The organism is Rahnella sp. R3(2024), from assembly GCF_042920125.1.
Classification (GTDB): domain Bacteria; phylum Pseudomonadota; class Gammaproteobacteria; order Enterobacterales; family Enterobacteriaceae; genus Rahnella; species Rahnella rivi.
This window is the reverse complement of the sequence record NZ_JBHGBU010000001.1, coordinates 3,218,356-3,237,917: the sequence shown is the minus strand read 5'-3', so window position 1 is coordinate 3,237,917 and position 19,562 is coordinate 3,218,356. Positions and strand designations below refer to the sequence as shown.

15 protein-coding genes are annotated in these 19,562 nt (G+C 54.9%); 7 read left to right on the top strand and 8 right to left on the bottom strand.

Annotated elements, in window-relative coordinates:
- Positions 1 to 105 precede the first annotated feature (105 nt).
- Positions 106 to 1,857, top strand: coding sequence for a gamma-glutamyltransferase (gene ggt, locus ABSH60_RS14540; RefSeq protein ID WP_390974532.1), 1,752 nt, complete (start codon positions 106 to 108; stop codon positions 1,855 to 1,857).
- A 70-nt stretch (positions 1,858 to 1,927) separates the two neighbouring features.
- Here ggt and proY read toward each other — a convergent pair whose 3' ends face one another.
- The 5 genes from proY to phoB all read right to left on the bottom strand — a co-directional run bounded on the left by proY (position 1,928) and on the right by phoB (position 8,659).
- Positions 1,928 to 3,346 carry a proline-specific permease ProY gene (gene proY / locus ABSH60_RS14535; protein ID WP_136374656.1) on the bottom strand — a complete coding sequence of 473 codons (1,419 nt, stop codon included), beginning with the start codon at positions 3,344 to 3,346 and terminating at the stop codon, positions 1,928 to 1,930.
- A 149-nt stretch (positions 3,347 to 3,495) separates the two neighbouring features.
- The gene (brnQ, locus tag ABSH60_RS14530) at positions 3,496 to 4,815 is read right to left on the bottom strand and encodes a branched-chain amino acid transport system II carrier protein (protein WP_056770977.1); all 1,320 of its coding nucleotides are present in this window, start codon (positions 4,813 to 4,815) and stop codon (positions 3,496 to 3,498) included.
- Between the two features lie 442 nt (positions 4,816 to 5,257).
- Positions 5,258 to 6,361: a cobalamin-independent methionine synthase II family protein gene (locus tag ABSH60_RS14525; RefSeq protein ID WP_136374655.1), complete on the bottom strand. Its 1,104-nt coding sequence runs from the start codon at positions 6,359 to 6,361 to the stop codon at positions 5,258 to 5,260.
- 267 nt (positions 6,362 to 6,628) lie between these two features.
- On the bottom strand, positions 6,629 to 7,948 hold the full coding sequence (gene phoR / locus ABSH60_RS14520; RefSeq protein ID WP_183848784.1) for a phosphate regulon sensor histidine kinase PhoR: 1,320 nt from the start codon (positions 7,946 to 7,948) through the stop codon (positions 6,629 to 6,631).
- 21 nt (positions 7,949 to 7,969) lie between these two features.
- Complete coding sequence (gene phoB / locus ABSH60_RS14515) at positions 7,970 to 8,659, bottom strand: phosphate response regulator transcription factor PhoB (protein ID WP_056770970.1); 690 nt, start codon at positions 8,657 to 8,659, stop codon at positions 7,970 to 7,972.
- A gap of 216 nt (positions 8,660 to 8,875) precedes the next feature.
- Between phoB and sbcD the strand changes: the two genes are divergently transcribed.
- From sbcD to ABSH60_RS14490, 5 genes are all read left to right on the top strand, one after another.
- The gene (gene sbcD / locus ABSH60_RS14510; RefSeq protein WP_390974529.1) at positions 8,876 to 10,114 is read left to right on the top strand and encodes an exonuclease subunit SbcD; all 1,239 of its coding nucleotides are present in this window, start codon (positions 8,876 to 8,878) and stop codon (positions 10,112 to 10,114) included.
- Positions 10,111 to 13,359, top strand: coding sequence for an exonuclease subunit SbcC (gene sbcC / locus ABSH60_RS14505; RefSeq protein WP_390974527.1), 3,249 nt, complete (start codon positions 10,111 to 10,113; stop codon positions 13,357 to 13,359). The genes sbcD and sbcC overlap by 4 nt, the downstream gene beginning before the upstream one ends.
- Positions 13,360 to 13,594: 235 nt before the next feature.
- Positions 13,595 to 14,617 carry an ABC transporter substrate-binding protein gene (locus ABSH60_RS14500; protein WP_122096022.1) on the top strand — a complete coding sequence of 341 codons (1,023 nt, stop codon included), beginning with the start codon at positions 13,595 to 13,597 and terminating at the stop codon, positions 14,615 to 14,617.
- 11 nt (positions 14,618 to 14,628) lie between these two features.
- Positions 14,629 to 15,393, top strand: coding sequence for an ABC transporter permease (locus tag ABSH60_RS14495; RefSeq protein WP_056770957.1), 765 nt, complete (start codon positions 14,629 to 14,631; stop codon positions 15,391 to 15,393).
- Positions 15,390 to 16,211, top strand: a complete 822-nt coding sequence (locus ABSH60_RS14490; protein WP_056770953.1) for an ABC transporter ATP-binding protein — start codon at positions 15,390 to 15,392, stop codon at positions 16,209 to 16,211. Before ABSH60_RS14495 ends, ABSH60_RS14490 begins: the two co-directional genes overlap by 4 nt.
- A gap of 61 nt (positions 16,212 to 16,272) precedes the next feature.
- On the opposite strand, the gene mak is transcribed toward ABSH60_RS14490, so the two are convergent.
- Positions 16,273 to 17,193 (bottom strand): fructokinase, encoded by a 921-nt coding sequence (mak, locus tag ABSH60_RS14485; RefSeq protein ID WP_056770951.1) that lies wholly within the window; start codon positions 17,191 to 17,193, stop codon positions 16,273 to 16,275.
- Between the two features lie 209 nt (positions 17,194 to 17,402).
- Between mak and rdgC the strand changes: the two genes are divergently transcribed.
- The gene (gene rdgC / locus ABSH60_RS14480; RefSeq protein ID WP_056770946.1) at positions 17,403 to 18,317 is read left to right on the top strand and encodes a recombination-associated protein RdgC; all 915 of its coding nucleotides are present in this window, start codon (positions 17,403 to 17,405) and stop codon (positions 18,315 to 18,317) included.
- A gap of 68 nt (positions 18,318 to 18,385) precedes the next feature.
- Here the strand turns inward: rdgC and ppnP are convergent, their stop codons facing one another.
- Both ppnP and ABSH60_RS14470 read right to left on the bottom strand, forming a co-directional pair.
- Positions 18,386 to 18,676, bottom strand: coding sequence for a pyrimidine/purine nucleoside phosphorylase (gene ppnP, locus ABSH60_RS14475; RefSeq protein ID WP_056770943.1), 291 nt, complete (start codon positions 18,674 to 18,676; stop codon positions 18,386 to 18,388).
- Between the two features lie 191 nt (positions 18,677 to 18,867).
- A complete protein-coding gene (locus ABSH60_RS14470; protein WP_056770939.1) occupies positions 18,868 to 19,545 on the bottom strand; it encodes an AroM family protein in 678 nt (225 codons plus the stop codon).
- Between the last annotated feature and the right edge of the window lie 17 nt (positions 19,546 to 19,562).

Here is a 19,562-nt window from a genome sequence, read left to right as displayed (position 1 = left end):
CATCATTTCCTCAGGCGAACGGAACACAGTCGTCATAAAAAAAGTGATATCACACAATAACCTGAAGGTTATGACTTAAAAGACAGGGTTAAAACAGGAGCCTATATGTTACGGAAATCACTCATCGCACTCACCATGCTGACCAGCCTGCCGCTGTACGCCGCGTCCAGTCCTGCGGTGGAAGCCAAAAACGGCATGGTCGTCACCTCGCAATATCTGGCCTCACAGGTCGGCGTCGATATTTTGAAAATGGGCGGTAACGCCATTGATGCCGCCGTGGCTGTCGGTTACGCGCAGGCCGTCGTCAACCCATGTTGTGGCAACATTGGCGGCGGTGGCTTCATGACGGTGCATCTGGCCGACGGAAAAGACACTTTTATTAACTTCCGGGAAATGGCACCTGCGGCCGCCAGCGCCAATATGTATCTGGATGCCGACGGGAATGTGAAAAAAGGCGCAAGCCTTTACGGCTATCTGGCCGCTGGCGTGCCGGGCACGGTATTGGGCATGGATACCGTTCAGAAGGAATACGGGACGCTGACACGTCAGCAGGTCATGGCACCGGCCATAAAACTCGCACGTCAGGGTTTCGAACTGACCCGCGCCGATACCGATATTCTCGACACCAAGGTCGATCGCTTCAAAGAGGATCCTGAAGCAGCGCGCATCTTCCTGCGCAAAGATGGCACCGCGTTGCAGCCCGGCGATAAACTGGTGCAAACCGACTTAGCCGACACGCTGGAAGCCATCTCGAAAAATGGCCCGGACGCTTTCTATAAAGGAAAAATCCCGCAGGCGGTCGAAGCTGCCTCTAAAAAAGGCGGCGGCATCCTGACGGCGGCGGATTTCGCAAATTATAAAGTCACCGAAGATACGCCGGTTTCATGCAGCTACCGTGGCTATAAATTCGTGTCTGCGCCACCGCCAAGCTCCGGCGGCGTCACAATGTGCGAAATCCTCAACATTGTGGAAGGCTATGATCTGAAAAGCATGGGGTTCAATTCAGCGGCGTCGATTCACGTCATGACCGAAGCCATGCGTCATGCTTACATGGATCGTAATACTTACCTCGGCGATCCGGCATTTGTGAAAAACCCTGTCGATCGTCTGATCAGCAAAAGTTACGCCGAAGAAATCCGTAAGAAGATAGAAGCGGATAAAGCCACCCCATCGACTGCCGTTCAGCCGGGCATGGAACCGCACGAAAAACCGGAAACGACGCACTATTCCATCGTCGATAAAATGGGTAACGCCGTCTCCACCACCTACACCATCAACGGTCTGTTTGGTTCTGTGGTGATCGCGCCCGGCACCGGTTTTTTCCTCAACGACGAGATGGATGATTTCACGGTAAAAGTCGGTGAGAAAAACCTCTTCGGTCTGGTCCAGGGCGTTAAAAATTCCATCGCCCCCGGTAAGCGCCCACTATCGTCGATGAGCCCGAGTCTGGTGACTAAAGACGGTAAAATCTTTATGGTTCTGGGATCGCCGGGCGGTTCACGCATCATCACCATTACGTTGCAGTCCGCGCTGAATGTCATCGACCACGGCATGGCACCGCAGGAAGCCGTGAATGCACCACGTATCCACCACCAATGGCTGCCGGACGAAGTGTATTACGAGCAGCGCGGCGTTTCTCCGGACAGCCTGAACATCCTGCAGAAGATGGGCTATAAAATGGTGGAACAGACGCCCTGGGGCGCGACGGAGTTGATTATGGTGGGGTTACCGGGGGCGGCAGGTGTCACCTCTGCCACTTCAGGTAATGACTCGGCGGTATCAGGCAAGGTTCGCGAAGGTTATCTCTATGGCGCGAATGATGTGCGGCGACCAGCAGGCGCGGCCATCGGCTATTAACTGACAACAAAAAGCCCCCGATACCTTGAAGATATCGGGGGCTTTTTTTTACCGAAAGGTAAGTGCTTGCTTACTTGCTCAGTGCCACTGCCTGCTTCTTGCGGTCATTACGCAGCTTGAAGGCGTACCCTATCAGCAGGGCGGCAACCCACACCATACCGACGTAAAGCGACACGCGGGTATCCGGGAAGTAACCAATCAGGCCGATGATAAACACCAGGAAGATAATACCGAACACCGAGGTATACACGCCGCCACGCAGCGGGAACTCGAGCTCTTTAACCTGCTGCTTGCTCAGCTTGCGACGAAAACCAATCTGGGAGAACAGGATCATTATCCACACCCAGACGGTCGCGAAGGTCGCCAGAGACGCGATCACCAAAAACACATTCGAAGGCATGATGTAGTTGAGGTAAACCGCAATCAGTAACGCGGCCATCATCACCAGCACCGTGACCCACGGTGTGCCCAGACGCGACACTTTGCTGAACATTTTAGGCGCCTGCCCCTGCTTTGCCATTCCGTGCAGCATACGACCCACGCCAAACACATCGCTGTTGATCGCCGAAAGCGACGCAGTGATCACCACGAAGTTCAGAATACCTGCCGCGGCGGTGATCCCCATATGCTGGAATGTCAGTACAAACGGACTCCCCTGCGTACCGATCTGATTCCACGGGAAAATCGACATGATGACAAACAGAGTGCCCACGTAAAACACCAGAATACGCAGCGGAACTGAGTTAATGGCTTTCGGAATCGACTTCTTCGGATCTTCCGCTTCACCGGCCGTAATACCAATGATTTCAATGCCGCCATAAGCGAACATCACCAGCTGTAACGACAGGATAGTCCCCATGATGCCCTGGCTGAAGAATCCGCCGTGGCTCCACAAATTATGGATACCTGTTGCCTGGCCGCCATTGCCGATGCCCCAGAAGATAATGCCAAAACCCGCCACGATCATGATGATAATCGTCAGCACTTTGAAGAAGGAGAACCAGAACTCCAGCTCGCCGAACACCTTCACACTGACTAAATTGATCGCGCCGATGATCAGCACGACGCTGAGCACCCACGTCCACTGCGGCACATCCGGGAACCAGACGCCCATATATATGCCGAAGGCGGTAACGTCGGCGATCGCCACAATGAGGATTTCGAAACAGTAGGTCCAGCCGGTGATATAGCCCGCCATTGGCCCGAGGTAGTCCTGGGCATAACGTGAGAACGAACCGCTTTGTGGGTTATGCACCGACATTTCGCCAAGTGCGCGCATGATGATAAAGGCGATGATGCCGCCGACCAGATATGCCAGCAATACGCTGGGCCCTGCCAGTTTGATGGCATCCGCCGATCCATAAAACAGCCCGGTTCCGATGGCTGATCCCAATGCCATAAAGCGAATATGACGCGTTGTCAGACCGCGTTTTAGCTTCGTGCCCGGCGCTTCTGGCTGCCCGGTTGGTTGTTCAGCTGATTCTTGCATGTACCTTAACCCGTCTCTGTATTTTAAAAATCACAATGCCAATTCAAAAAAAACACCTGCACCCTGCCAATGAAAAAGCCACGGAAATGGTTTCCGTGGCCTGATTGGCGAACAATTCACTCAACTACTGTGGAACTTTCACCCGATAATTATTGATGCGCCGTGACGCTGCGCGGGCCACTGATTTTGTCATAGATCCCCACCAGTACCAGCATTAATACTGACGGCGGTAACCAGGCAAGACCTTGTGCAGCCAGTGGCAGGTTCGCAGTCCAGGCAGGCATGATATCAGCAAAGGCCGAGGTTTTGATGCCATCAACAATACCGAACACCAGACTGACCAGCATGACCGGCGCCACGATGCGCGTCGTATTATTCCACCAGCGCAGGGTGAAGCTCAAGACCACCAGCGCGATACATGGCGGGTAAATGGCGGTCAGCACCGGAATTGAAATCTGAATCAGATGGCTCAGGCCGAGGTTGGACACCAGCATTGAGAACAGACCCAGAATGAACACCAGTGTTTTGTAAGACAGCGGCAGGTACTGAGCAAAGAACTCCGCACAGGCGCAGGTCAGGCCAACCGCCGTCACCATACAGGCGATGAAAATCAGCGCGCCGAGGAAGAAGCTGCCGACGCCACCAAAGGTATGTGCCACATAAGCATGCAGGATCACCGCGCCGTTAGTCGCGCCAGGCACCAGCGATGCACTGTTTTCGCCAAGTTTGAACAGGCTGAGATAGACCAGCACCAGACCTAAACCGGCGATCAACCCTGCCAGAATTGTGTAACGGGTCAGCAACTTAGCATCAGACACACCGCGTGAACGGGCGGCATTAACGATCACAATCCCGAACACCAGCGCTCCCAGCGTATCCATCGTCAGATACCCGTTTACGAAGCCACTTGAGAAGGGAACCGTTTGATAAGCATCGACCGCAGGCATTGTCTGCCCGGCAGGCCACAGCAGTGCGGCAACGCCCAGCGCAGCCAGCGCAACCATTTTCAACGGCGCGAGGAAATGCCCGACGGTATCGAGCAGACGGCCCGGATACAGGGAAATGCCGATCACCAGCGCAAAATAAATCACGCTATAAATCAGCAGAGGCAGCGGGCCGTCACCGGTCATCGGCGCGATCCCCACTTCAAAGGAGACGGTCGCGGTGCGTGGCGTAGCAAACAGCGGGCCCACGGCCAGATAGCAGACGGTGGCCAGCAAAATACCGGCACCACGGCCAATCGGAGAGCTCAGGGCGTCAACACCGCCCCCGACACGCGCCAGAGCAATGACGGTCATCACCGGGAGGCCGACGGCTGTGATCATAAACCCGGCAGCAGCCCACCAGACTTCAGGACCGGCCTGCAGGCCAACCATTGGCGGGAAAATAATGTTTCCGGCCCCGACGAATAAAGCGAAGGTCATGAAACCTAACGCCAGAATATCTTTATTTGTTAAACGAGTACTCATGATTGGTGTCGTGTTGCCTGTTCAAATGAATAAAGTGTCCGTTGCTGTCGTCGTGCTGCTCGGTCAGAAGGATGAATGGCGAACAAAGCCAGAGAGCACCAAAATGAAGCCGGAAGGAGCCTAAAACGCCTGATGATATGCAGATGATTACGTTGTTATGCAGGGAGTATCGAGCGACAGCGGGGGCTAAGGTAAACGTTTATAGCGCAGAAAGGCAAGCCGAGATCCAAAAAGCAGAGTCTTCAACCAGATTAATGCTTGAGAGCAGCGGTTATCACTAAATACAGCCACAAACACGCAATATGATATGTATGATTTTTGAACGAAGTAAGCACAAGATATGCCCCGAAAAGGCAAAAAGTGCGTGAAATCACCACGAACGGGCAATTTCACGCACGATATCCAGCAGATTAATGAGGTCAATAAATAACCGGCGACGCCTTTACCAGACGCGCGCAGCGATATCCACGACCAGTTTTAATTTTTCCCACTGCTGGGCTTCGGTCAGGCTGTTGCCCTCTTCTGTCGAGGCGAAACCACACTGCGGGCTGAGGCAAATCTGGTTGATATCCAGATACTCAGCCGCTTCTGCAAGACGCGCTTCCACCGTTTTCGCCAGCTCCAGTTCGCCGGATTTTGTGGTGATCAATCCCAGAACCGCCTGCTGATGGCCTTTTTTGATGAAGCGCAGCGGCTCGAAACCACCGGAACGCTCGTTGTCATATTCAAGGAAGAAAGCATCGATGTTCACGCCGCCAAACAGGATCTCCGCGACCGGCTCATAGCCGCCTTCTGAAATCCAGGTGGAGCGGAAGTTGCCACGACAAACATGCAGACCAATCACCAGATCGTCAGGTTTCCCGGCGATGGCTTTATTCAGCACGTCTGCGTAAGTGCGTGCTAACTCTTCCGGAGAATCCCCACGTTCGCGGATTTGCTTCTTCTGATCTTCTGAACACAGGTACGCCCAGACCGTATCGTCGAGTTGCAGATAACGGCAACCGGCATCGTAAAACGCCCTGATGGCGTCACGGTAAACCTGTGCCAGATCGTCAAAATACTCCTTCAGGTCGGGGTAAACCTCTTTGCTGATGGCGTCACGGCCACCGCGAAAATGCATCACACTCGGACTTGGAATGGTCATTTTTGGCACCGCGCTGCCACTGATGCTTTTCAGGAAGCGGAAATCTTCCAGCATCGGGTGTGCGCCAAAACCGAGTTTACTCACCACTTTAATGCTGCGTGCTTTCGTTTGTACGCCGTTGAACTGGATCCCCTGCACCGCGTCGTAACCTTCCACGCCGTCCAGCCCTTCGAAGAAATCGAAGTGCCACCACGCCCGGCGGAATTCGCCGTCAGTGACCACCTGCAGACCGGCTTCACGCTGCAAATCCACCACGCGACGAATTTCAGTGTCTTCCACAGCGCGCAGCTGAGCGGCATCAATCTCGCCAGCCTGAAACTGTTTACGCGCTTCTTTAATCGCCAGCGGGCGCAGAAAACTGCCGACAACGTCGGCGCGGAATGGAGGGGTTGTACGTTGCATGCATGACTCCTTTTAGGCACCCCGCGGCGTATGGCGGAATACCAATGATTTACAAAGTAAATAATTGCGTTGCGTTATATATAGACATCTGGATGTCTAAACGTCTTTGATTGGATAGTGTCATGCAGCACGCTTATCAGCAACAGAGGAATCTTCATGAGACATGAATAAAATTCACGTTAGCGGGAAGAATGTTCATTTAGAGGAAATGTTCATTTGGAAGAGAGTAAGAAAGCCTGAAATCCACAGATAACAGGCTTGAGAGGGTTAAGGCTTAATGGAAGCTTGCGCACCGGCGTCTTGCGGAACAATCAACCGCGGCGCCAGCGTAAACATAAAGCGGGTGCCGACACCCACTTCGCTCATGACTTCCAGCCTGGCGTTGTGATGGCTCAGGGCATGTTTGACGATCGCCAGGCCCAGCCCGCTGCCACCGGTCTGGCGGGAGCGCGCTTTGTCTACGCGATAGAAACGTTCGGTCAGGCGCGGAAGGTGCTGAGGCGCAATACCCGGCCCGTTGTCGCTTATCTGGAACTGCGCGCCGTGCGGCGTTTGCTGCCAGCTGACTTCAATGCGGGTGCCCGCCGGGGTGTGATTCACCGCGTTGTACACCAGATTGGAAACCGCGCTGCGCAGTTGATCTTCGTTGCCAAAGACCTTCAGCTTGTCGTTTATACGGAATACAACCTCATGCTGGCCGCCGCTCAGCGTTTGCACTTCACGCTCCAGCATGCCGAGCATCACCGGAATATCGACTTTCTCGTGCAAATCCATATTGGCAGAGGCTTCTATTTTCGACAGCGTCAGCAACTGTTTTACCAGCCCGTCCATGCGTCGCGTCTGCTCCTGCATGGTATCCAGCGCTTTGGAACGAAACGGCTCTTCCAGCTTGGCGTCTTCCATCATTTCCAGATAGCCCTGCAAAACGGTCAGCGGCGTACGCAGCTCATGGCTGACGTTAGCGAAGAAGTTGCGTCGCGCGCCTTCGAGCTGACGCATTTGCGTGACATCCCGCGCCACCATCAGTAATTGCCCTTCAGAATAAGGCATCACGCGAAACTCCACGTAATGCTCATTATTCAGCTGAAGATTCAGTGCACGGCTGAAATCCCGGGCCTGGATCCAGGCGCGAAACTCCGGATAGCGCAAAAGGTTAAAGATGTGCTGCCCGTTGTCTTCCGGCCAGCGAAAGCCCAGCAGTTCCTGCGCCAGACCGTTACACCAGAAAATATTGCCCTCTTCGGTGGTCAGCACCACCGCATCAGGTAACGATTCTGCACCGCTGCGAAAACGTTTAATCAATTGCCCTAATTCGCGACGACGACGACGGTTACGCATCTGCATCTGGTTCAGCCCGTAGAACAGCGGCTCCCAGCTCCAGCGCCCGTTTGGCGGGGTGATGCTGCGGTCAAGCCACAGCCAATGTGAGAGTTTAAGCTGGTTGTAATAGTTCCAGCCCAGCGCCGCCAGCAGCGACGCAAAGAGAAGCCAGCCAAAATGGCCGACAAAAATGCCGAGAATGATCGCTGGCAGGCAAAAGAGGAAAAATTCGCCGGCCAGCCGTTTCCATGACAAACGTTCTAACACACAGATTCTCCGCTGTGGGGATTAATAACGCGTTGAGAAACGGTATCCCGTGCCACGGACAGTCTGAATCATTCTGTCATGTCCACTGGTTTCCAGCGCTTTACGTAAACGACGAATATGCACGTCCACGGTGCGATCTTCCACATAAACGTTAGTGCCCCAGACGTTATTCAGCAACTGTTCGCGGCTGTAAACACGTTCTGAGTGGGTCATAAAGAAGTGTAATAATTTGAATTCGGTCGGCCCCATGTCGAGCGCCTGCTCGTTGGCCATCACCCGGTGAGAGGAAGGATCCAGGCTCAGCCCCTGCATGTCGATCACCTCTTCCACCGCCATCGGAGAAATGCGGCGCATTACCGCTTTGATGCGGGCAACCAGTTCTTTCGGAGAAAACGGTTTGGTGATGTAATCATCGGCACCCACTTCGAGGCCGCGCACCCGATCTTCTTCTTCACCGCGTGCGGTCAGCATCATCACCGGGATTTCGCGGGTCAGGGCTTCACGTTTAAGGTGCTTAATAAACTGAATACCGGAACCGCCCGGTAACATCCAGTCGAGCAGGATAAGCTCAGGATAAGGCTCGACCAGCTGGGCCACTGCGGAATCAAAATCTTCAGCTTCAACAGCCTGATAGCCATTTTGTTCCAGTACAAAACACACCATTTCACGAATAGGAGCTTCGTCTTCAACCACTAATATACGTCTAGCCATCGTAGGTCCTGCCAATAGGTTAGCGATCTTTTATTTGATTGCGGGCGCCATTATGCGTCAGTTTTGTGACAGATTTATGAATAGAAAGGATGGTTCATTACCCGGCAATTTAACAGCCATCTTGCTGAAATACGTCCGATTTTCTCAGGACATCGTCCCCCGTCGGCGTTTATACTTTGCGCCATTGTTACCGCACCGCGAACCACAGGGAGTTTCATGCGCCTGATCCACACCTCAGACTGGCATCTTGGCCAGTATTTCTTTACCAAAAGCCGCGCCGCCGAGCACCAGGCCTTTCTGCGCTGGCTGACGGAACAGGTGGAAAATCATCAGGTTGATGCCGTGATCGTGGCCGGTGACATTTTCGATACCGGCTCACCGCCGAGCTATGCCCGCGAACTGTATAACCGCTTCGTGGTGGAATTACAACGCACCGGCTGTCAGCTGATTGTGCTGGCCGGTAATCATGATTCCGTCGCCACGTTAAATGAGTCCCGCGAGCTGCTTTCCTGTCTCAATACCCGGGTGATCGCCACCGTCGGCGAAGATCTGTCTGAGCAAGTGCTGGTGTTAAATCAGCGCAATGGTACGCCGGGAGCCGTACTCTGCGCGATCCCCTTTTTACGCCCGCGCGATTTAATCGCCAGTCAGGCAGGGCAATCCGGCAGCGACAAACAGCTGGCCTTACAGGAAGCCATTGCCGCGCATTATGATGCGCTGTGGCACGCTGCGCAGGCCAAACGCGACCAACTGGGTCTGCCGCTGCCGATCATCGCCACCGGCCATCTGACCACCGTTGGCGTCAGCACCTCTGATTCCGTGCGCGACATCTATATAGGGACTCTTGACGCCTTTCCGGCGCAGGCGTTCCCGCCGGTGGACTACGTGGCGCTCGGCCATATCCACCGCGCGCAGTGCGTGGCGAAAACGGAACATATCCGTTACAGCGGTTCCCCTATTCCGCTCAGTTTTGATGAGCTGAGCAAAGTCAAAAGCGTCTATCTGCTGGATTTCGACGGTGCCACGCTCAACGCCATCGACACGCTGGAGATCCCCGTTTTCCAGCCGATGCAAATCATCAAAGGCTCGCTGGCGGAGATTGAACAGCAGCTGGCGCACTTCACCGGAGGCGATGCTACAAAACCGGTCTGGCTGGATATTGAAGTGGCGACGCAGGATTATCTCAGCGATATTCAGCGCCGCATTCAGGCGCTGACCGCCGAACTGCCGGTGGAGGTCGTGTTACTGCGCCGCAGTAAAGAACAACGGATTCACAGCATCGAACAGCAGGAAAAAGAAACCCTCAGCGAGCTGAGCGTCAGCGACGTTTTTGAACGCAGATTGTCGCTGGAAGCGGATACGGATGAACCGCGCCAGACGCGGATGCGCACGCTGTTCGCCCAGGTTGTCGAACAGGTCACCAGCGGTCAGAGCACGGAGGGCAGCGCACAATGAAAATTCTCAGCCTGCGTTTAAAAAACCTGAACTCGCTGGCAGGCGAATGGAAAATTGATTTCACCGCCGAGCCGTTCGCCAGCAACGGTTTATTCGCCATCACCGGCCCGACCGGCGCGGGGAAAACCACCCTGCTCGATGCCATTTGTCTGGCGCTATATCATCAGACGCCACGCCTGAACGTCACGCCAAGTCAGAATGAACTGATGACCCGCCATACCGCCGAGTCACTGGCCGAAGTGGAGTTTGAAGTGAAAGGCATCGGCTATCGCGCATTCTGGAGCCAGCGCCGCGCGAAAAACTCACCGGACGGCAATTTACAGGCGCCAAAAGTCGAGCTGGCCTTGCTGGCCGACGGCAAAATTCTGGCAGATAAAGTGCGCGATAAACTCGATGCCATCGCCGAACTGACCGGACTGGATTTTGGCCGTTTCACCAAATCGATGATGTTGTCGCAGGGCCAGTTCGCGGCGTTTCTGAATGCCGACGCCAACGACCGCGCCGAGCTGCTGGAAGAACTCACCGGCACCGAAATCTACGGTCTGCTGTCAGAACGCGTATTTGAACAGCATAAAGAGGCACGCGTCACCCTGGACGGTTTGCATCAACGCATGGCCGGTATCGAACTGCTTAGCGAAGAACAGCGCCAGGCGCTGGAAACAGAACTGACTGAGCTGAACGCACAGGAAATCAGCCTCAGCCGGCAGGCGCAGCAGCGCCAGCAGGATCTTAACTGGCTGCAACAGTGGCAGCAGGTACAGCAAAAACTTCAGCAGTCTCAGCAGCAACTGACCGCCGCAGAGCAGGAAAATTTGGCTGCCGCGCCGCAATTGCAGCAACTGGCACGCAGCGAACCGGCAGAAAAACTGCGTCCGTTACTCAATGATCGCCAGCGTTGTCAGGATGAATCGCAACGACTTGTGCAGCAACTGGCGCAGCTCACGCAGCAAAAGGAACAGCAAATTGCACAGATGACGCCGCTGACTCTGGCGGTGGATCAGGCGCAAACGGCACGCCTGAAACAGGCGGAAGAGCAGCGTCAGACGCAGACGCTGATTGAAGAAAAAATCCTGCCGCTGGATGGCGAAATTATCCAGTGGCGTAAATCACTGGCCGACACGCAGCAGTCAGTCAGTGACGTGCAGAAACTGGTCAGTGAGCATAACGCGACGCGGGTGCAAATGACCGCCGAACGTCAGAAACTGGACGAAGAAAGCCGCCAGCATCAGACCCGCCAGACCGCGCTGACCGAGGCGCTGAACGCCGCACAACAGCGTCAGGCTGAGCTGGAAAAACAGCATCCGCTGGCAGCATGGCAGAAACGGCAAACAGAGCTGGCGCAGCTGCGTCCGGTGCGGCAACAGCTGTATTCACTCGCGCAGATTTACCCGCAGCTGAACCAGCGTGTGCAGCAACAGCAAAAAGATTTGGTGCAATATCAGACGCAGCTGGCCGAAGAAGAACAGCGTCTGGGCGCGATCCGCCAGCAATGTCAGAAACAGCTCGAACATCTGAACGATGTTAAAGCGCTACATAAACAAGAAATGCTGATCGTCAGCCTTGAAGCTGAACGAGCCAATCTGCAAAGCGGCAAACCCTGCCCGCTGTGCGGTTCCACATCCCATCCGGCCATTGAACACTATCAGGAGGTTAAACCTTCTGAAACGGCGCAACGCGTCGAGAAAATGCAGCTGGAATTCGATGCGGCAAAAGCCAGCGGCATTGAGCTGGCAGCGAAAATCAAAAGTCTGAAAGAACAGCAAACACGCGTGCAAACCCAGCTGGAGCAGGAAAGCCAGCAACTGAATGCGCATACCGAAAACTGGCAGCGGCTCAGCGCGCCGCTGAATCTGACATTCGGATTGCAGGATACCCTGGCCATTCAGCAGTGGCTGGCGGAACGCGACGAAGAAGAACAGCAGTCACAGGATCTGATTAACCAGCACGAACAGCTGGCGCGGGCGTTGCAGCAGGCGAAAGATGCCCTGAATGACGCGCTGAACGCGCAGCAGAAAGTGCAGCAGCAAAGCGTGTTGCTGACCGAACGCATTACCCGACTGGAAGAGACGCAGGCGAAAACTCAGCAGGACTTTGCGCGGCTGCAAAAGCTGTTCACGGAAGGTGAGAAATCTCTTTCAGAACTGAATGCCAAACGCCTTGAACTGTTCGGTGACCGCCAGGTGGCGCAGGTTCGCGAGCACTTACATCAGCAACAACAGGCGGCGGAAAAAGCGGTCAGTGACGCACAGGGCGCGCTGCAAAAAGCGCAGGAACTGCGCGATCAGCTGGCCGGTCAGCTGGCGAGTACGCAGCAGCAACAGTTGCAGGCTACGGAACAATTGAAGCGGGCGGAACAGGTGTGGCAACAAGCGCTGAGCGCCAGCGGATTTAACGATGAAGCCGCGGTGACACTGGCCCTGCTCGACGATGCACTGCGTCAGCAACTTCAGCAGCGCAAAGAACATCTGCAACAACAGCTGGCGCAGGCGAACGCATTGCTGAGCGATGCCAAAGCACAGCGGGAAAAACATCGCCTTGCCCGCCCTGCACATCTGAGTGAAACAGAAAACGATCTCGAAGCCCTGACGGCGCAGCAGGCGGAACTGGCGCAACAGCTGAAAGCTTTACAGCAACGTCTGGGCGAAATAACCAATAAACTCAACGACGATAAAGCGCGAAGCGGCAACCAACAGGCGCTGATCGCTCAGATTGCGCAGGCACAGCTGACGTGTGACGACTGGGGCTATCTGAATCAGATGATTGGCTCCAGCGACGGCGCGAAATTCCGTAAATTCGCGCAAGGTCTGACGCTCGATCACCTGGTGTATCTGGCGAACCGTCAGCTGGAAAAACTGCATGGCCGTTATCTGTTGCAGCGCAAAACCAGCGATGCGCTGGAGTTGCAGGTGGTCGATACCTGGCAGGCCGATGCGGTGCGCGATACCCGCACGCTCTCCGGCGGCGAAAGTTTCCTGGTCAGTCTGGCACTGGCGCTGGCGCTCTCCGATCTGGTGAGCGATAAAACCCGTATCGATTCGCTATTCCTTGACGAAGGTTTCGGCACGCTCGATGCCGACACGCTGGACACCGCGCTCGACGCCCTCGACAGCCTGAATGCCTCAGGTAAAACCATCGGTGTGATCAGCCATGTGGAAGCCATGAAAGATCGCATTCCGGTGCAAATCAAAGTCACCAAAGTGAACGGGCTGGGTGTCAGCCGCCTGAGCAACGAATTTAAAGTCTGAACGTCAACCCGCAGGCCATCCCGCTAGCAATCTTGCTACCGGTTGCCCTGCGGTGGATCCCCTCTCTGCACATCCGCACAATAATCGCACCGTTGCGGTGCGTCACAACCTGTCAACCTGCTGAATTATCGGTTATTTCCTTCGGGTAACGATCTGGCACGCCCTGTGCTTACTGTTATGTATACAAGTTGCAGTACAAGCTGCACTGCCTGCAAAACAGCCAAGGGGAACGCCGATGAAAAACGACAAACCTGAAAACCTTCCGGTCAATACACAACGCCGCCAGATGATGAAATGGCTGGCGATTACCGGCGGTGTCATGACACTCGGCGGGATGATCCCGACCACCGTTTTCGCCGCTGATGATGATGAAATTCGCATCGGCTACTGGCCTATCGTCGGCGGTTTGCCTCTCTATGTCGCTCTCGAACAAGGGTTCTTCAAAGAGGCCGGGCTGAACGTGAAAGGCGTTAAATTTGCCAGCGCGCAGCAAATTGTTGAAGGGATGATCACCGGCAGGATCCACGGCTGCGCCAACGGTACGGCCACCGGCGCACTCGGGCTGGGGGCGATCACCTCGCCGGATCTGTTCAAAATCATCTGCTCGAACCCGTCCAATCATCAGCTGGTGCTGGATGAATTTCTGGTGCCGCTGAACAGCACGGCGAAAGCAATCAGCGATCTGAAAGGCAAAAAGATCGCCTGCGGTCCGGGGATCCAGAACGTCACCATGGCGAAGATCATTCTGGAGAAAAATGGATTCACCAATCCTTCCGTGATTGAACTGCCGGTCGGGCAACACGCGCCTGCGCTGGCCGCCGGACAAATCGACGGTGTGTATACGCTCGAACCCACCGGCACCGTCGGACGCATGAAAAACCTCTCCCGCACGCTGGAAACCGGCGTGATTTCGAAATACGTGCTCGGCAATGCGGACGCCCCGTGGTTTGGCGGCGCGGCGGCGCTGAACTCCAGCTTTATCGCCAGCAAACCTGAAGAGACGAAAAAGTTTATTGCCGCTTATCAGAAAGCGGTGGAATTCATTGCGGCGCATCCTGATAAAGCCCGTGAAAACGTCGCCGGTTACACCAGCATCGAACCGGCGCTGGTGAAAGAAGTGCCGCTGCCGGGCTTCGTGATGTATCCGGGGTTAAAAGGCGAGAATCTGCAATGGTTCCAAAAATTTTATGACGTCTTTACCGAAAGAAAAATCTTCAGCAAACCGGTGGATGTCGCTTCGCTGATCTATCAGGGATAAGGGGAAAAATGATGACATCACCATGGTCTTCAAGATTGTTGCCACTGATCGGCCCTGTCCTGCTGTTTCTGTTCTGGCAACTGGCGGTGAGCGCCAAATGGCTGAATCCGGTACTGCTGCCTTCTCCCGTCGACACGCTGGGCTTTATGTTTCAGTCGTTTTCGGATGTCTCCATGCGCACCGACATCGGCGCGACGTTATACCGCACGCTGGTGGCGTTCGGCTTCGCCGCAGTCATTGGCGTCCCGCTCGGCGTGATTTTGGGCAGTAACGAAAAGGTCTATCGCAGCCTGGAATTTCTGATCGACTTCTTCCGCTCCACGCCCTCATCCGCGCTGATCCCGCTGTTCATGCTGATTTTCGGCATCACGGATGCCAACAAAATTGCCATCGCCGCCTTTGCCGCCGTGCTGGTCATTCTGTTTAACAGCGCCTACGGCGTGATGAACGCCAAGAAAACCCGTCTGATGGCAGCCAGGGTAATGGGGATTTCCCGCTGGCACATTTTCAAAGACATTTTGCTGATGGAAAGCCTGGCCCAGACGTTCGTGGGTCTGCGTACCGGTGTGTCGATTGCGCTGGTGATCGTGATTGTCGCCGAAATGTTTATCGGTTCGGAAACCGGTCTCGGCCATCGGATCATTGATGCCCAGCAGGTCTTCAACATCAAAGACATGTACGCCTCGATCCTGATCACCGGTGCGCTGGGCTATTTACTGAACCTGGCCTTTTTGCTGATCGAGAAAAAAACTGTCCACTGGAGTAGCAAAGCATGACGCAACCTCTCTCGCTGAACCCCGGTTACAAAGGCCCGCAGCTGCCGCAATACGCCACGCGACCGGATACCCATGTGACCATTCGCGGCCTGACCAAAGCCTTTGCCGGACAGCCGCTGTATACCGATCTCAATCTGGATTTGCCGCGCGGAAAAATCGTCTCGATCTTCGGCCCGAACGGCTGCGGTAAATCAACGTTAATGAACATGATTGCCGGGCTGATTCCGGTTGATAAAGGCGACATTCTGTTTGACGGCAAGACGCTGGCGCAGACCACCATCGGCTATGTGTTTCAGAACTACCGCGACGCGCTGTTTCCGTGGATGAGCGCGCGCGCCAACATCGCCTATCCGCTGGTGCGCCACGGCATGAGTAAGGCCGAGGTCAACGCGCGGGTTGAAGAACTGACGCAGATGTTTGATATCCGCTTCGACCTGAAACGCTATCCGTACGAGCTTTCCGGCGGCCAGCAGCAAACCGTGTGCATCATGCGCGCGCTGGCGACACGCCCGGAAGTGATGTTCCTCGACGAGCCTTTCTCGGCGCTGGATTTCGAAATGACGCTGTTTATCCGCGATAAATTGCAGGAAGTGCAGCTGGCAACCGGCGTCACCATGCTGATTGTCTCTCACGATCTGGAAGATGCGGTATTTCTGGCGGATGAAATCTTACTGCTGACGCGACGGCCAACGCAGATTGCGGAAATCGTACCCTTCGATCTTCCCCGCCCGCGCGGTTCAGAAATCATGAGCCACCCGGAGTTTATCCGTGTGAAAGCGCATACGCTGGACGTCTTTAAACGGGAGATGGCGCTTTGACTGGGGAGTGATGAATGAAATCAGGGGCGCAAATTCTGCGCCCCTGAAAGCTGATGATGGCTTACAACGCAAAACGAGACTGCGGCCACAACCAGGCGGCACCGCGCACGCCGCTGGAATCGCCGTGAACGGCTTTGAGGATAGGGGTTTCGCATTCCCCCCCGAATACCCACTGCTTCACCAGCAGAGGAACGGTCTGATACAAACGATCGACGTTACTCATGCCGCCGCCGAACACAATCACATCCGGGTCGAGAATATTCACCACGTTCGCCAGCGCTTTTGCCAGACGACGTTCGTAGCGGCCAAGTGCCAGTTCAGCGGTTTCGTCGCCCTGCTCCACCAGCGCAATAATCTCTGCACCTTTGAGACGCTGGCCTGAGAGACGGAAGTAGTCCTCGGCAAAACCGGTACCGGAAACAAACGTCTCGACGCAGCCGGATTTCCCGCAGTAACACGGCACTTCGCGGGCGAACTGGATTTCTTCTTCATCCTGCCACGGCAGCGGATTGTGCCCCCATTCGCCTGCATTACCGTTGCCGCCTGCGTGCGCCACGCCGTGCAGCGCCACGCCGGAACCGCAGCCGGTGCCGATGATCACGGCAAACACGGTCTGACGGCCCGCGCCTGCGCCGTCGGTGGCTTCAGACACCGCCAGGCAATTGGCGTCGTTGGCAATATGCACCTCACGGTTGAGCAGCAGCGCCAGATCTTCATCCAGCTGTTGTCCGTTCAGCCACACGGAGTTTGAGTTCTTCACTTTCCCGGTAAACGGAGAAAGCGTGCCGGGAATGCCAAGCCCCACGCTGCCGCGCTGACCGGTGGCTTTCTCGGCGTCCAGCACCAGCCCTTCGATCGCTTTCAGCGTGCGTTCGTAGTCATTTCTCGGCGTATCGACCCGTTTGCGAAACAGCTCTTTACCTTCATCAGATAACGCAATGACTTCTATTTTTGTGCCGCCTAAATCAATGCCAATTCGCACGTGTTGTTCTCCTTTTACACTTTGCAGGGTCAGTTTTTTTGTGTTTATTCAGTTTAGAAGCCAGGGGCGTCCGTCACCAGAATAAGCTGTTATGCAATGTTACAGGGCGCGGTGATTTCTTAACGACGACGGACTCTCAATTGGTTATCATGCCGCCCTGCATTCATTTATTCAGCGTACCACGAGTGCGCCGGAACAGGGATAACGCCATGTTATGGTTTAAGAATTTGTTGGTTTACCGTTTGAGCCGTGAAGTTTCGTTATCTGCTGACGAAATGGAAAAACAGCTCAGCGCTTTCACCTTTACCCCGTGCGGCAGCCAGGACATGGCAAAAACCGGCTGGGTTTCGCCGATGGGTTCTCACGGTGGCGACGCGCTGACTCACGTCAACGGCGGCCAGATCCTGATCTGCGCCCGTAAAGAAGAAAAAATCCTGCCTTCTCCGGTGATCAAGCAGGAGTTACAGGCCAAGATCGACCAGCTCGAAGGTGAACAACACCGTAAGCTGAAGAAAACCGAAAAAGATTCCCTCAAAGATGAAGTGCTGCACAGCCTGATGCCGCGCGCATTCAGCCGCTACAGCCAGACGTTCATGTGGATCGATACCGTGAACGGCCTGATCATGGTCGATGCCGCCAGCGCCAAAAAAGCCGAAGACATGCTGGCGCTGCTGCGCAAAAGCCTCGGTTCACTGCCGGTCGTGCCATTAACGATGGAAAGCCCGATCGAACTGACGCTGACGGAATGGGTGCGTTCCGGCGACACGCCGGCCGGTTTTACTTTGCAGGACGAAGCCGAGCTGAAAGCGATTTTGGAAGAAGGCGGCGTGATCCGCTGTAAGAAACAGGCGCTGGTCAGCGATGAAATCGCCACCCACATTGAGAACGGCAAACTGGTGACCAAGCTGGCGGTAGACTGGCAGGAACGCATCGCCGTGGTACTGGCCGATGACGGCAGCATCAAGCGTCTGAAATTCAGTGACGTTATCCGTGATCAAAACGAAGATATCGACCGCGAAGATTTCGCAGGCCGCTTTGACGCTGATTTCGTGCTGATGACCGGAGAACTGGCGGCGCTGATTCAGAATCTGATCGAAGCGCTGGGCGGCGAAGCGCAACGCTAACACCGCATGCCAAATGCAGAAAAGGCGCTCATTGGGCGCCTTTTTTACATTTATTGTGTCTGAAGGAATTACTTGGTCAGGTATTTACACAGGTATGAGGTGGTTTCACCCACCTGCAAGTTGAATTCACTTTTGCCCGGAATGTAGAAGGTTTCGCCTGGCTTAAACACCTGCCAGTCCGGAGAGCCAGGGATCAGCACTTTCAGCGAGCCACTGATGACCGTCATTTCTTCCGGTTTTGCTGTGCCAAATGTGTATTCACCGACGGCCATCACGCCAACGCTGGCGGCACCCGTACTTTCGCTGTCAAAACCAATCGATTTTACTTTCCCGTCAAAATACTCATTATTTTTCAACATTGATTGGCCCTTTGCGATAAATTTAAGAGCTTCCATATTAGGGGCAAAAACCCGCGGCTGTCACTGATTATTACAGGTTTATCCGCACCAGACGACACCGCCCGCAAAGCGTCATCACTGATTTGATTTTACGCCTGCACAGTGCCATTGTGGGGAGTCAGCTTTCTGCAATCACCGCAGCCCGTCACCGCTTACGCCACCAGTTCTGCCGCCAGTTGCACCATCAGCACATTCGCCAGCAGCACCGGCACATCGAGATGTTGCTCAAGCACTTTAACGTGATGATGGTTGTAGCCGATACAATCGAGCACCACCACTTCCGCCCCCTGCTCAGCAAAGCGTTTGGCCGCTTCCGTCAGTGCCTGATCGTCCGTTAAATACGGGCTGGCCACCGCAAAGCACGGTGGTTTTTCCAGTTTTCGCCATTTGTTGGCCTGCCAGCCAATCTGCGATTCCACCGGCACCACGATTCCTGCGCGATGCGTCCCCACCATCGCACCGATCAACGGAGGGATCATGCGTTCAGGCTCGATCAGCAATGCACTGCTTGCGTGTAACTGACCAAACTCGCCACCGCACAGCAGCAAAATCGTGGTACATCCCTGCGCTTCCAGCTGATCGATTTTTTCCTGCAATCCGCGTTCGGCGTTGGCCGCAGACAGTAAAATCTGCGAACCATCCAGCAAAACGGCGACCAGCACTGCATCGCCCTCTTGCGGCGCATAACGCTGCTCTATTTGCTCCCTGCTTAGGCCGTCCAGTAACCCGAAGTGTGTCACGGGTTCGTCCGGCAGATGCGCCGTCAGCAGCGGCATAATATCGCTGCGCGGTGCCTGTCCAATGGTCAGGGTCGCAAAAGAAGTCATCATAAGCGTGATTTCCCATC